14 protein-coding genes and 2 tRNA genes are annotated in these 13,182 nt (G+C 49.8%); 5 read left to right on the top strand and 11 right to left on the bottom strand.

Going from position 1 to position 13,182, the window contains the following annotated elements; genetic code table 11:
• Positions 1-44 precede the first annotated feature (44 nt).
• Positions 45-1,298, top strand: a complete 1,254-nt coding sequence (locus tag ACLGLO_RS07295; RefSeq protein ID WP_492128231.1) for a serpin family protein — start codon at positions 45-47, stop codon at positions 1,296-1,298.
• Between the two features lie 447 nt (positions 1,299-1,745).
• Here the strand turns inward: ACLGLO_RS07295 and ACLGLO_RS07290 are convergent.
• Both ACLGLO_RS07290 and ACLGLO_RS07285 read right to left on the bottom strand, forming a co-directional pair.
• Positions 1,746-1,820, bottom strand: a tRNA-Arg gene (locus ACLGLO_RS07290).
• 122 nt (positions 1,821-1,942) lie between these two features.
• Positions 1,943-2,251, bottom strand: coding sequence for a hypothetical protein (locus ACLGLO_RS07285; RefSeq protein ID WP_492128230.1), 309 nt, complete (start codon positions 2,249-2,251; stop codon positions 1,943-1,945).
• 120 nt (positions 2,252-2,371) lie between these two features.
• On the opposite strand from ACLGLO_RS07285, the gene ACLGLO_RS07280 reads away from it, so the two are divergent.
• Positions 2,372-2,689 (top strand): MGMT family protein, encoded by a 318-nt coding sequence (locus ACLGLO_RS07280; protein WP_492128229.1) that lies wholly within the window; start codon positions 2,372-2,374, stop codon positions 2,687-2,689.
• On the opposite strand, the gene ACLGLO_RS07275 is transcribed toward ACLGLO_RS07280, so the two are convergent.
• Positions 2,686-3,576, bottom strand: a complete 891-nt coding sequence (locus tag ACLGLO_RS07275; RefSeq protein ID WP_492129170.1) for a P-loop NTPase — start codon at positions 3,574-3,576, stop codon at positions 2,686-2,688. The two genes, ACLGLO_RS07280 and ACLGLO_RS07275, sit on opposite strands and share 4 nt — an antisense overlap.
• Before the next feature lie 95 nt (positions 3,577-3,671).
• On the opposite strand from ACLGLO_RS07275, the gene ACLGLO_RS07270 reads away from it, so the two are divergent.
• Positions 3,672-4,472, top strand: coding sequence for a class I SAM-dependent methyltransferase (locus tag ACLGLO_RS07270; protein WP_492128228.1), 801 nt, complete (start codon positions 3,672-3,674; stop codon positions 4,470-4,472).
• 50 nt (positions 4,473-4,522) lie between these two features.
• Here ACLGLO_RS07270 and ACLGLO_RS07265 read toward each other — a convergent pair whose 3' ends face one another.
• Positions 4,523-4,963 carry a DUF371 domain-containing protein gene (locus ACLGLO_RS07265; RefSeq protein WP_492128227.1) on the bottom strand — a complete coding sequence of 147 codons (441 nt, stop codon included), beginning with the start codon at positions 4,961-4,963 and terminating at the stop codon, positions 4,523-4,525.
• Positions 4,964-5,191: 228 nt separating this feature from the next.
• Here ACLGLO_RS07265 and ACLGLO_RS07260 point away from each other — a divergent pair, with 228 nt between their 5' ends.
• On the top strand, positions 5,192-5,881 hold the full coding sequence (locus ACLGLO_RS07260; RefSeq protein ID WP_492128226.1) for a protein-L-isoaspartate(D-aspartate) O-methyltransferase: 690 nt from the start codon (positions 5,192-5,194) through the stop codon (positions 5,879-5,881).
• On the opposite strand, the gene fen is transcribed toward ACLGLO_RS07260, so the two are convergent.
• The 7 genes from fen to ACLGLO_RS07225 form a co-directional block, all read right to left on the bottom strand.
• Positions 5,874-6,917, bottom strand: a complete 1,044-nt coding sequence (fen, locus tag ACLGLO_RS07255) for a flap endonuclease-1 (protein ID WP_492128225.1) — start codon at positions 6,915-6,917, stop codon at positions 5,874-5,876. The two genes, ACLGLO_RS07260 and fen, sit on opposite strands and share 8 nt — an antisense overlap.
• On the bottom strand, positions 6,908-7,156 hold the full coding sequence (locus tag ACLGLO_RS07250) for a hypothetical protein (protein WP_492128224.1): 249 nt from the start codon (positions 7,154-7,156) through the stop codon (positions 6,908-6,910). Before ACLGLO_RS07250 ends, fen begins: the two co-directional genes overlap by 10 nt.
• 22 nt (positions 7,157-7,178) lie before the next feature.
• A complete protein-coding gene (locus ACLGLO_RS07245; RefSeq protein WP_492128223.1) occupies positions 7,179-9,389 on the bottom strand; it encodes a CDC48 family AAA ATPase in 2,211 nt (736 codons plus the stop codon).
• Between the two features lie 105 nt (positions 9,390-9,494).
• Positions 9,495-9,698, bottom strand: a complete 204-nt coding sequence (locus ACLGLO_RS07240; RefSeq protein WP_492128222.1) for a hypothetical protein — start codon at positions 9,696-9,698, stop codon at positions 9,495-9,497.
• 1 nt (position 9,699) lies between these two features.
• Positions 9,700-10,902 (bottom strand): Tm-1-like ATP-binding domain-containing protein, encoded by a 1,203-nt coding sequence (locus ACLGLO_RS07235; protein WP_492128221.1) that lies wholly within the window; start codon positions 10,900-10,902, stop codon positions 9,700-9,702.
• A gap of 2 nt (positions 10,903-10,904) precedes the next feature.
• Positions 10,905-11,771: a phosphoenolpyruvate hydrolase family protein gene (locus ACLGLO_RS07230; RefSeq protein WP_492128220.1), complete on the bottom strand. Its 867-nt coding sequence runs from the start codon at positions 11,769-11,771 to the stop codon at positions 10,905-10,907.
• 216 nt (positions 11,772-11,987) lie between these two features.
• Positions 11,988-12,890: a thiamine-phosphate synthase family protein gene (locus ACLGLO_RS07225; protein ID WP_492128219.1), complete on the bottom strand. Its 903-nt coding sequence runs from the start codon at positions 12,888-12,890 to the stop codon at positions 11,988-11,990.
• A gap of 133 nt (positions 12,891-13,023) precedes the next feature.
• On the opposite strand from ACLGLO_RS07225, the gene ACLGLO_RS07220 reads away from it, so the two are divergent.
• A tRNA-Gly gene (locus ACLGLO_RS07220) sits at positions 13,024-13,099 on the top strand.
• Positions 13,100-13,182 lie beyond the last annotated feature (83 nt).

The raw sequence follows: 13,182 nt of genomic DNA, 5'->3' as shown, positions 1-13,182 counted from the left end.
TCTTAAATTTTGAAAAATAATAAAATTATGAATTGTGGATAGATATGAATATAAGAATACTTGCGGTACTTAGCATAGTTTTTGCTGTTGGAGCCGGGTTCTTATCCTGCATAATAACAAATGATAGAGTAACTCAAGATCAGTTGCTGTCATCGAATACCGCAGCAGAGAGTGCTAAGCCCTGTTCGATGAGACTTGATGATGGTGCTGAGAATTTTGCCTTCAGCATATATAGGTTAGCTCGAGAGAGATATAATTTAAGCAATTTCGTTATATCGCCTTACAACATTTATGAGGCACTACTAATGCTTTATGAAGCTTCTAACGGGACTACGAGGGCTCAGATAGGAAAAGCACTGGGTATCGACCCAGTGTGCAGCGTTTGGGATGCTTACAGCAAGCTACGTGGCTCTGTAATTAATAGCTCTGGTCGAGCTACACTAGACTTAAGCTCGGGCATTTGGATAAAGAATGCGTTCTACGAATACATGAGGGAAGATTACATAAATAACTTAAGAAGGTACTTTTATTCTGCGGTCAAGGGCTTCTCAACACCTAATGAGCTCGTAGATGACGTAAATCACTATGTTGAGAATAAAACTAGAGGGTTGATAAGGAAGCCTATGGAGTTAGAGTACGTAAATGAACAAACCGTCGCAGTAATCTTGACAACACTTTACTTTAATGCCTCATGGGAAAAACCATTCAGACCGAAAAACATTACATTTACCTCAATTGACGGTTACGAGAAATTAGTAAAGGGTATGGAACGGAGCGGTGAATTCTACATATATGAGGACAAGGAAGTCATAGCTGCTCTCCTGCCATACAATGGTAGCAGTTTTGGACTGCTGGTGATCATGCCTCAGAACATCAATGAATTTGCGGATTATGCCAAAAACTTGAATATGAGCGTCGTTAGAGGGATAGTTAGCGGCATGCAAGAAGTAAAGACAAATCTCGTCATACCTGAGTTTGAGGTAGAGTCTAAGATAGAAAACGCTAAAGAAATACTTATGCGTCTAGGCATTAATGAGGTGTTTGATCCAGGCCTAGCTGATCTAACTAAGATGGCGCACGTAGGGAAGGGAGATCTCTACGTCGATCGCGTAATTCATGCGGCAAAAATTGACGTATCCGAGACAGGAACGGAAGCCGGTGCGGCAACCATAATAATCATTGATAAAACATCAATAGATACCGAGCGAACAGTAATTATCGATAAGCCCTTTATTTTCATGATAATAGACATGAACAACTTAATACCACTATTCATGGGGCAAATAACCACACTTTGATCTTCTCGTTTTTTTCAGCCCGTCTAGTATAAACCTACTATTTCACCCATAGGATCGCCTAATGAATACAGGTTCGAGGCTCTACAAAAAGCAGGTACTTCATTTTCTTCATTGATATGCTCATCACTTTATATAGATCTATAGAGCTTGAGACTGAATTAACTGCGTAGATGATGTTGTTAATTAATTACTAATATAGACTTTAACCATAGTTCCTTATGTTTTTCTGCGAGTAGGAAAGCCAAGAAGTAGCGGAGGAAGCTTGTTTTTCTCTCTCCATACGCGAAGTAATGCCAGAACCACTGGAGCATGTCCAGTCTTTATCACTCCTGAAGGTGATACTATGTCCTTCACAATAGCAGAATAAGTCTGCCATAGCATATAGACCTTGTATAGAGACGATTTAGATCATATATCACTAAGTTTAAATAGAAGGTATATGAAACGCGGGCCCGCGGGGATTTGAACCCCGGACCACCAGCTTAGGAGGCTGGCGCCCTATCCTGGCTGGGCTACGGGCCCCCTAATAAAATATACGATAAAAAGACCTTTATAAAAATGCTTCGCGGCTTCTCACCACTGCTAACGGCACATCAAAGCGATCTCCAGCTCTGATGGCAGAAATTGCTCGATGCATGAGCAGCTCAGAGGACCTCTATCGTTGCTTCGTGCGGTGACGGCAGTTTTTGAGACATCCTCTGGAAAAAGGAGAAGAGGTCATCCGAATCTTCGCATATAAGCTTTAGGCGGAAGCCGCTCTCAGCATCTTTCATTGCTATCTGCGCTCTGAAAACAGGCTGAGAAACGACGAAGCACTTTTCACTGCTCAGCCCAACCACGGATCCCCCAATGCTGATTTTTCTCTCGAGAGTGCTTCCCACTGCTTCTGAAACAGCGGTCATCTTCTGAGGATCGTACACCTTTATCATAATGCTGAGCTCTATCAAGAGCATAACCCTCCATAAGAGCATCAAGAACAGTTAAGGCTTTTTTGCTCAATTGCTATATACCTTTTGTTTGAGATGCGCGTTTTTCATTCGATAGACGATAAAGGTATGGGTGGCGGATGCTGTTTGAAGAGCAGGAAAACGGAGCTCCTGAAGATCCTGCTTCAGCTGATACCTCAGGGAAAGGTCACAACCTACGGCTCTCTTGCGAGAGCTCTGAGAACTTCTCCCAGAGCTGTTGGCGTAATGCTCTCCAGAAACAGAGACCTCATAGCTGTTCCGTGCCACAGAGTTGTAATGAGCAGTGGAAGAATAGGCGGTTACTCGCTCGGCACAGATTTCAAGAGGAGGCTGCTTCTTATGGAAGGAGTCAGATTTGAGAATGACAAGGTCAGCAGAGATTCGATCGTGTACATAGAAGAACTGCTCGGGGAAGAAAGCTAGAGCTTCGGGAGTCCCGTCCTTTCGATTATTTCACGAACCAGCTTCTTCAGCTCTTCATCTATTTCAGTTCCCTTCACAGCTTCATATACTGGAATTCCCTCATCGTGCGCCCTCCTTATGTGCTCGCTGAGGGGAATCCTCGCAAGCACATCGACATTGAACTCTTCGGCCAGGAGCTCAGCCAAGCTCTCCCCCAAGATCTGCACTTTTGAGCCGTCGCTGCATGTGAAATAGCTCATGTTCTCGACGACCCCCAGGACAGGTATCTCGAGCCTCCTCGAGAAGTTGATGGCCTTCTTAACTATTCCGTAAACGAGCCTCCCTGGAGTAGAAACGATCAGGGAGTACCTCTGCGGGGGGACATACTGAGCTACGGTCAGCACCTCATCCCCAGTACCCGGAGGGAGGTCGATCACCATTATATGAGGGTCGTCCCACCTGGTCATTGCGAATGTCTGCAGTATGAACTTGGTTCTCAGAGAGCCCTGCCAAATGAGCGGAGTTGATTTGTCTGTCAGCAGAGGCTCAACGCTCATTACCTGTATGCCGTCGTAGGAAAGAAGCGGAATCAGCTCTCCTGTTTCCTCATCCATGTAAATTTCTCCCTTCCTCTCGCCGAGGAAGAAGGGAACGGATGCTCCGGTCTCATCGGCATCATACAGAGCAACGCGGTACCCCATTGCTCGGAGATACTGCGCAACTGCCACGGAAACGAAGGTCTTCCCTACTCCTCCCTTCCCGCTCATAACCATTAGCTTAACTGGGATCTTCGACAGCTTATCCCTCGCCATCTCAATATATTCATCGATCTCGCTTCTCCTCTGCACTTCTTCTCTCTTTTTGGGAAGGTTATCTCTCAGCCTCAGATCCTTCTTCTGCGCTTCCATATCCAACAACACCCAGCGCTCAGGATATATAAAATCCAGCGCAATTAATAATCTTAGCCTATATAAAAAGCGCTGGAAGCGGGTGCCTCCCTCCTATGGAAAAAGCCGAAGCCGACTGCGGGAATGCTGGAAGATCTTCCTTCCTGATCGTGGGGGATATTGGGATTGTTAACATAAAGAGCGAGGAGGAAGCAGAAGAGGCGAGGAAATTTGCGGAGTGCATTGTTGCGAAGAACAGGAACTTGAAGAGCGTCTTCGCCAAGCTTTCCACTGAAGGAGAATTCAGAATTCCCAGGCTAATCCACCTGCTCGGGGAAAAGAGGACCTTAACAATAGCGAAAGAATACGGCCTCTCCTTCTTCGTCGACTTGGAGAAGGCCTACTACAACCCCCGCCTCTCAGAAGAGCACAGAAAAATAGCTGAGAAGTGCAGAGATGGAGAGCTAGTTCTAGACCTATTCTCAGGGATCGGGGGCTTTTCCATCCACATCGCCCACATGCACAGAAGCACTGTGATTGCAAACGACTGGAACAGAGAAGCGATATCCCTCCTCCTCAAGTCTCTGCTTCTGAACAGAAAGAAGCTCCTTGGAAGCATTTACGCTACGACGCTCGAAGCAGGGGAGCTCATCGATGCCTTCAAAGGCAAAATCCATTTCGACAGGATCATCATGAACAGCCCGACGAATTCCATAAACTACATTGAAAAGATCGCAGAAGTAGCGAGAAGAGGAAGCACTGTGCACCTCTACGTCCTGCAGAACAAGCAAAGCAGAGAGGCGGAAGCCGCGATCTCCTCGAAAGTTGGGCACCTCTTCAAGATCGAGGAGGCTACAGAAGTTCTGGAGCACTCTCCATCGAAGAGCATATTCAGGTACGATTTGGTGAGAATTTAGAAAGCTTTCAGCGATGAAGCATCTCGCGGAACCAGACTGAGCCCTCCCTTTTATTGATCGGATCCCGAAAGCCCCAAAATTACCATCAACAGCTCCTTCTTCTCAGCCAACTCCTCGATGAGATCCCTGTTCAGGTCAGCTGCCGATTTATCTGATCTTATGCAGAGGGTTGCGTCGTCTGTGTAGCTGCTCTTCCTCACTATGATTTTTCTGTCGCTCTTCAATCCGAGGCTGCTGTCTCCGTAGCAGTGAACAATGTCCGCAGCATTTCCTGAAACAAGAAGGATGGTAAGCCTTCCTCCGCTCCTGATGAACTCCTTGGCCCTGCTGCTCAGTCCGTCCAGAGCTTTGTCGGAAGATATCCCTATTATGCAGTCCCCCCTCTCGGTGAGGTAGTCATCTCTGGTTATCTCAAATGTTGTCCTGTGGAGAGCTCTGACCTTCTCGTGGCCTTTGGCTCTGACAATGTCGAGGAGAACGACGTCCCCCAAGGAGAAAATCACCTTTTCTTCGAGCTCCTCAATTCATGGAGGCAGAATTCCTATTAAGCTTTCTACTGCTCCAGCCTTCCTTTCAGCAGCGTTTTTCAACGAAATTTCGTTTTTCCTAGGTGTTGCCACTGGGAAGCTTAGAAAAAGGAAAAGCACCGCCTTTTATCGCAGAGAACAAAGCAATTCTTTATTCGCCTCTTTTCCCATAAAAGATTCTGGGAAACCGATTTGTCTTCATACAGCAGCAAAAAGGAGCAGCTCATCGAGAACCTCAAGAAAGAAGGCATAATAAGGAGCGAAAAGGTCGAGAAGGCGTTCAGGAAAGTCCCCAGAGAGCTGTTCGTTCCAGAGGAGTACAGGGAATATGCCTACTTTGATGAGCCTCTTCCCATAGGGTACGGCCAAACTATAAGCGCCCCACACATGGTTGCTATAATGACCGAAGAGCTCAGCCCTGAGATCGGGTGGAGGATCCTCGAAGTAGGCACGGGAAGCGGGTATCAATCAGCCATCATAGCAGAGATCGTCGCCCCGAGCGAAGAACCGAGAGAGAGGTGGGGCCACGTCTTCACAGTTGAGAGGATAAAGCCTTTGGCTGAAAAAGCGATGGAGAACCTGAAGAGGGCAGGGTATGGGGAGAGGGTCACAGTCTTGGTAGGAGATGGAAGCTTGGGATACCCTGAAGCATCGCCCTATGATGGAATAATAGTGACAGCAGCTGCTCCAAGGATACCGGAAGCGCTCATAGAGCAGCTGAAGCCCGGAGGGAGGCTCGTCATCCCCGTCGGAGACAGGTACTTCCAGAGGCTCCACGTCGTGAGCAAGAAGGCTGATAAGCTTGAAGTGAAAATAAAGGATCCCTGCGTGTTTGTCCCTCTGATAGGAAGGGAAGGGTTTGAAGACGACTATGCTACTTGAACCAGGCATCCAGCCCCTTCTGCTTAGCCTTTGAGCTCCTCACAGCTTTGAGCAGCCTCTCCAAAGCGGAGCTCACCCTCTCTTCGCTGAAGTCGTGCTCCTCCACAAGGATCCTCTTTATTTCTTCCTCGCTCGGCTCTCCCCACTCAATTCTGTAGTTTTCTGTGACTTCGGGATTTAGGAAGTACTCGAATATCTTCGCGTAGTCAACCCCCTCTGTGCTCGGCAGGCTTTTCAATGCTTCCTCGGCAGTCTGGTAGCTCTTCACTATCTTCAGCGCAGTCTTGTGCCCTATCCCTTTAATCCCTTCAGGATTGTAGTCAGTGCCGAGCATTATTCCTATCACTATCAGCTTCTTCCTATCTATTCCGAGCTCTCTGTAGAGCACCGAAGCCTCTATAACTTCTGGCTTTATTTCAACGTAGACATCCTTCTTAGGAAGCTTCCTCTTCCCCGTTATTCCCAGGTTCCTTACAAGCCTCGGAGCTCCGAAGAGTATGCTGTCGTAGTCTTGACTTCCTGCAGCCCAAGCATCTCCCCTGCTTGCTATGTAAGCCGCCTGGGCCTCCCCCTCAGCGGGGGCCTGGATCACAGGCATCCCCATGGCCTTCAGCAGCTTCTTGCTGTCCTCCACCATATCATCGCTGAGCCTGACTGCCATCTGAGCATAAATCCTCGCTTCCTCCACCCTCTCCTCCTTCACCGCCTCTCTATACTTCGCTTCAGCCTCCTCCTTCCTCCTCTTCCTCTCCATCAGCTCCTTCTCCTTCAGGCTGGGGGGCTTTCCGTCGAAGACGAATGCTGGGCGCATCCCAGCTTCCAAGAAGTTGATCGTCCTGTAGAAGAGCCCGCTCAGGTGGCTTGTGACCCTCCCCCTCCTGTCCATGAGGGGCGTCCCGTCTGGCTGCCTTATGGCGGTGAGGAACTGGTAGAGCATGTTGTATGCATCGATCGCTATAACTCTTCCCTTCAGCTCCTCCAGCTCGACTTCCTTTACAGCGCTGCTCGGGATAAGCTCTCTGAGCTCTACCCCCAACTCCCATCAGCCTTTTCCTTCACTAGCTCTACGAGAAGCGTGTCTTCCTTTATTGAAGAGACCCTGACCAGGCCGTTCAGCTCGAGCTTCATGAGGTTTTTCAGAAATTCAGGATAGCTCATGTCAGTTGCCGTGCTCACAACATCGTAGAGGTCTTTATCGACAACGGATCCCCCCTTGAGCTGAAGGAACCTGATGATCAGCTCATGAGCCGGAATGTTCCTCCAAGAAACCCTCATGCTTTCTCTTCCCTCTCTCCGCTCAGGTGTATGGGGCTGTCTCGACAGTCCTCCTCCTGAGGCTCTGGCGGGACTGCTCGAACCACTTGATGTAGAACTCCACCATCTGCTTGTTTATAGAAGGCTTCACCACCTGAAGAGCATCTTCGAAGTGCCTCATCATTATCTCCTTTGCGTTTATGTCCTCCCTCAGGGCCCTGAGCCCTGCTTCCCTCACTAATGCTTCTATATCAGCTCCAGTATATCCCTCAGTTAGTTCTGCCAGCTTGTACAGATCTACATCTTTAGCGAGCGGCATGTTCTTGGTGTGTATCTTGAAGATTTCAACTCTCTCCTCCCTAGAAGGAGGCGGTATGAATATCAGCTTCTCAAGCCTTCCAGGCCTTATGAGCGCAGGATCCACTATGTCCGGCCTGTTCGTAGCTGCAATTATTATTACATTGTCGAGGCTGACTATTCCGTCCATCTCCGTGAGCAGCTGGCTCACCACTCTCTCTGTGACGTATGTGTCGGAGGACATCCCCCTCACAGGTGTTAGGGCATCTATCTCATCGAAGAACACTATGACAGGAGAGTACTGCCTTGCCCTCCTGAATATCTCCCTTATCGCCTTCTCGCTCTCCCCGACCCACTTGCTCAGTATTTCTGGACCCCTCACAGCTATGAAGTTGGCCTCGCTCTCTGTTGCTACAGCTTTAGCTAGCATGGTCTTCCCAGTCCCCGGAGGACCGAATAGGAGGATCCCCTTCGGAGGCCTTATGCCCAGCCTCTTGAACGACTCGGGGTACTTCAGAGGCCACTCCACCGCTTCCCTTAGCTGCTGCTTCGCCTCCTCAAGCCCTCCAATATCGCTCCACCTGACGTTCGGTACTTCCACATAGATCTCCCTGAAGCCGCTTGGAACGATTTCCTTGTAGGCTTCCATGAAGTCGCTCATTTTCACAACCATGCTGTTGAGGACCTCTTCCGGTATCTTCTCGTTGCTCAGGTCTATCATCGGCATGTACCTCCTCAGGGCGTGCATGGCAGCCTCTCTAGCGAGCGCCGCCAGATCCGCTCCCGTATATCCGTGGGTTATGTCCGCGAGCTTCTCTAGGTCGACCTTCTCCTTGGGATCATTTGTCTCGAGAGGCATGTTCCGTGTGTGTATCTGAAGGATCTCCAGCCTCCCCTGCCTGTCTGGAAGCGGGATCTCGATCTCCCTGTCGAACCTTCCAGGCCTCCTCAGAGCAGGATCCACTGCATTGGGCCTGTTCGTAGCTGCGATCACTATGACGTCTCCTCTCGCCTCCAGCCCGTCCATCAGCGCCAGCAGCTGAGCTACGACTCTCCTCTCAACTTCCCCAATGACTTCGTCTCTCTTCGGGGCTATTGCATCGATCTCGTCGATGAATATTATAGTGGGGGCGTGCTTCTTGGCCTCCTCAAATATTTCCCTGAGCCTCTGCTCGCTCTCCCCGTAGAACTTGCTCATTATCTCAGGGCCATTGATCGAAATGAAGTAGGACTGAGTCTCGTTGGCTACGGCCTTGGCCAAGAGAGTTTTCCCAGTTCCCGGAGGACCGTAGAGCAGGACTCCCTTCGGAGGATCTATTCCCAGCCTCTTGAAAACCTCAGGATACTTCAGGGGAAGCTCTATGAGCTCCCTCACGCGCTGTATCACATTCTTAAGACCGCCTATGTCTTCGTAAGTGACTCTGGGCATCCTTCCGGGCTCCACAGGCTTGTCGAGGACCTTCACGTCAGTCTCAGGGGTCACGATCACCACCCCCTGGGGCTTAGTCTGAATTACAGTAAAGGGGATGGCCTGGCCGAGGACTGGTATCAAGATGGTGTCTCCCTCTACCAGAGGATAGTCAACAAGCCTTCTCTTCACATAGCTTACGAAGCTCTCCTCAATCTGTATGTTGAAGCTGCTGGGAGCCAGCTTCACGCTCTGGGCCGGCTTTGGATTAGCTTTTCTCACGATGACCTTATCTCCTATCCCTACGCCAGCGTTCTTCCTGACGAGCCCATCCATTCTTATTATGTCTGTCCCCTGATCCTCTGTGTAGTTGGGCCATGCTACAGCAGCGGTCTTCCTCTTTCCCTCTATCTCGACGATGTCTCCGGGCTCAACTCCAATTGACTTCAGCAGGTTCAGGTCTATTCTGACTTTCCCTCTCCCCACATCCTTCTGCTTAGCTTCAGCAACCTTCAGAACTAGCTCCTTCCTTTCGCTGCCTTCTGTCATAAGCGATTTTCACCTTTCCAGAACTTCTTCTGATCTGCTCAAAGATTCTATTTATTCTTTTTCGAGTGAGAAGTTAATAATGTTGCTTTTAATACGGAAAAACCTTCAGAACATCCCAACATCCAGAACCTTCAGGCCATCAACCGCAGGAATGCTTCCCTTCTTCCACAGGCCCTTTATCATGGAATCGAGCAGCTTCGCTCCAAGCTCTGCTACTTCTGGATCGTTTATGTTGTGGTCAACAATGATGAGGTCTATATTTGGCTTGGAGAGATCTAGCTTCTGGAGGAGGCCTTCGAGCAGCTTCATGTCAGCCTCCGGATCGCGCCACGGCCTCTTTGTTGGTTCGAAGGAAATCCCTCTCTCCAACAACCATCCTCTGGCAGTAAGCCCCAGGAGGATAATTCTTCGGCTTTGCCTCGGGGTCGTTGTCTACAATGCTGAAGCCTCCAGTCGGAAATACTACTGCCGTCGGTCCTCTGCTCAGATTGAGCCTCTCAGCCATCAGGATTCCAACTCTGTACAGCTCCTCTCCCGTAGCCCTGATCAGAGTCACTAGCCCCCTGCTGTGCTCATATGCGCACCTCTCCCTCATCTTTTTGGGAACCGTCTCCGGCCCCCAGAAGTTGATCATGTCAACGGCTCCCGGAAACACGACCTGCGGAATCCCTGCAGTTCCTGCAGCTGTGAGCCTCTCCTTCCCTTCAGCGCTCGCGACGAGAACGCCTCCTGCCACTTCATCGACAAGCTCATGCGTAGTCGCATCCAAGACTCCAACGGGAACCCTTGCTTCGACAAGCCTCTCCATTGTGTACCCTCCCGTCTTTCCCAAGGCGTGAAATGCAACCACATCATATCCCAGCTTCGAGAGGAGGTCCTTTGCCGCGATTATGTGCGGAGTGGTGTTCCCGAACTGAGTAGCAAACACCGTCGGCAGCCTTTGAAAAGTGTATGGTGAAGGTGAAGAAGCGGCTACGGCGGCGGCAGCAACCCTGTTGAGCACCTCTGCCTCTATAGCGTTGACCCTCTCCCCGCCGCCCAGATCTGAGATAGACCATACAGGTATGATATCGGATCCAGCTATGATCGAGCCAGCTTCTGTGATAACAGTGGTGACGGCAAATTTCGGCATGAACATGGGGAGCTCCCTCATTATCGAAACGACGAGAGAGAGCCCTGTAGAGCCTCCCAATCCAATTGCTCCATCTATCTCGCCGCGGGACAGATACTCTCTCAAGATCTTCCTGGCTCCTCTTATCATCGCTTCCTGAGCTTTTGACCTGTCCATTGAGCTGACATCATCAATGCTCACTCCCGATGCCCGGGCAACCTCCTCGTTGCTCACATCGGGCCTTCCAAGCTTAGGAGAATAGCGGCGCATGGACAGGTCTATTAGGATGGGTCTCCCGCCGTTAGCTTCGACCCTCTCCTTCAGATAGTAGCCCTCGCACTCTTTGGTATCTAGAGTTGCGAGGATTGCTATGTTTGGGATCCTTTTCGCCAACTCTTCCACTCTCAGAGCTTTGTCTTCACAGATTTGAAGGCCCTTATCTGCTCAGCAACAGCCCTCTCGGTAGGAAGCCTCTCGAACGTGGTTGCCCCGAAGAAGCCGTTCACGCCCCTCACATGCTCTGCTATGTATTTCCAGTCCTCCAGGTCGGCAACTGGGCCTCCATGAACTAGTATAATGGCTTCAGACCTGAGGCTCCTAGCCAGCTCTATCCATTTCCTCGTCTTCTCTGCTGCTTCAGCAAGGGTTATCGTCGTCTTCGCTCCTATTGTTCCTTTGGCCGTCAGCCCGAAGTGGAAGACGAGGATGTCGGCTCCCGCCTTCAGCATTGCTACGATGTCCTCCTCATCGAAAACATATGGAGCAGTGAGCATGTCCAGCTGATTTGCCAGCCTTATGGCCTCCACCTCCTTCTCGAAGCCCATTCCAGTTTCCTCCAGGTTCCTCCTGAAGAGCGAGTCCTTATCGATGAGGCCGACCGTCGGGAAGTTTTGCACTCCGGAGAACCCCATCTCCTTCAGCTGCTGGAGGAACATCTTCATTCTGCTCCCCTGATAGAGCGGGTGAGTCCCAGTCACCCCTGCGAGGACTGGAGTGGACTTCACGACGCTCAGAACTTCCGGGGCAAGTTCGAGGAGAACTTCATGGGCATCTCCATACGGCATGAGCCCCGCCAGCGAGCCGAAGCCGGCCATCCTGTATCTTCCAGAGTTGTATATTATGATCAGGTCCGCCCCTGCGATTTCCGCGACTTTCGCTATTATGCCGACCCCAGCCCCAACTCCAAGAATCGGCTCCCCGTTTGATATCTTCTGATGCATTCTTTCCAGAATATCTTTCCTTGGAATGAAGTCGACCATAGAACATCCCAAAATATTTTTATTTCTTCATTAATATAAAAAAATTATTATTATAAATTTTTATGAATAAAATTGTAATTATTAAGGCCTTCTTCTCTCTGAGCTCTTTTCAAAAGCAGCAGAGAATCATTCCGCTCTCGATCCCAAATGATCCATCTCACCCATCGGAGCTGTTAACCGGAAATGCGGGCTGAAAAAGCTTTCCTGCCCTTTCGATGAGAAGATTTTTCAGAGGCAATCGAACGCCTTCTTCACAGCTTCGCTGGCATTCTCTGCGAAGATGTAGATGACTGGCTCAATTCCGGGGCCTCCTGCATCGGCTATAGCATCGGGCTCTTCCTGAGAGCTCGCTGCAGCTTCTGCTATGCTTGAATAAAGCTCTTCGAGGCTCCTGTGGGGGCCTGTGAAGAGGATCCTGTATCCTTTCTTTCTGAAAGCTTCAATGCACCGCTCGCTGTATCTTGATACGAAGGCAGACCTCAGCTTAGGAAACCTCTTCTTAACAGCAAGGAGGACGAGGGAAGTGTGCCTGCTACCCCCTCTAACAGGCTCACCAATAACAGCGATCTTGTTTTCAGCTGCAACGATCTTTCCGGAGATCCCGAAGATCTCCTCCGGAGAAGATGCATCGGGGTCAGCAACTACTATATTTGAACCTACCTCTGGAATCAGCCTGTAGGAGCTCGTGTTGGACTGGAGAAGCTCCAGAGCCAGCCTGATCTCTTCCGCACGGGGGTCTGTTGCAGCTTGGAAAATCCTCATGCATATGTCGCAGCTTACCGGGATTTCAGGAAAGAGCTCTCTGTGGAGAAAGCACAGCCTCCCAGTCATCAGGAGGGAATTGAGGTAGGAGCTCATGAAGCTCAGGTATTCGAGCTTTTTCCCTGCGCTCAGCATCGCTGCAGAAAGCTCCGCTATCCTCTCAGCTTCTCCCCTCTTTATACCGATCTTCTCAAGCTCGCTGTAGTAGTGCTCTTTCGGCTTCGAAAGTAGCTTGTTTACCATGGGCTGGGAAATCCCCATGACCTTCGCGATCTTGTACTGGCCAAGACCCCTATCGCTCAGAAAATGAGCAGTAAGCCCCCGAAGCTCAGGAGCTACGTATTTGCTGACCAGCTCGTGCGGGAGCAATTATCATCAGCTCTGAAATATTTTCCAAACGATTATTAAAGTATTTTCCATATTATAACCTTGTTCTCGAAAGGATCATTCACACAATCAAGAAAAAGTTATAAAAGGTTCACAAGCATAGTTTTTGAGGAGAGCGGCGGTCGTCTAGCCTGGACTAGGACGTCGGCCTTCCAAGCCGGTGATCCCGGGTTCAAATCCCGGCCGCCGCACCTTTTCTTCAGCTGTTGAAGATGCTTCTTTTCTGAAAGCGTTTCATTGTCGCAAATGTCTTCACTAATGCTGTAGAATCACA

This window comes from Fervidicoccus sp. SLHALR4 (assembly GCF_058692745.1).
The sequence above is the reverse complement of the archived record's forward strand: the minus strand, read 5'-3'. Positions and strand labels throughout refer to the sequence as shown.

Coding starts and splice junctions, on each gene's coding strand:
- ACLGLO_RS07295 (WP_492128231.1), top strand. CDS start 45: ATGAATATAAGAATACTTGCGGTACTTAGCATAGTTTTTGCTGTTGGA.
- ACLGLO_RS07285 (WP_492128230.1), bottom strand. CDS start 2,251: ATGCTCTTGATAGAGCTCAGCATTATGATAAAGGTGTACGATCCTCAG.
- ACLGLO_RS07275 (WP_492129170.1), bottom strand. CDS start 3,576: ATGGAAGCGCAGAAGAAGGATCTGAGGCTGAGAGATAACCTTCCCAAA.
- ACLGLO_RS07270 (WP_492128228.1), top strand. CDS start 3,672: ATGGAAAAAGCCGAAGCCGACTGCGGGAATGCTGGAAGATCTTCCTTC.
- ACLGLO_RS07250 (WP_492128224.1), bottom strand. CDS start 7,156: ATGAGGGTTTCTTGGAGGAACATTCCGGCTCATGAGCTGATCATCAGG.
- ACLGLO_RS07245 (WP_492128223.1), bottom strand. CDS start 9,389: ATGACAGAAGGCAGCGAAAGGAAGGAGCTAGTTCTGAAGGTTGCTGAA.
- ACLGLO_RS07240 (WP_492128222.1), bottom strand. CDS start 9,698: ATGAAGCTGCTCGAAGGCCTCCTCCAGAAGCTAGATCTCTCCAAGCCA.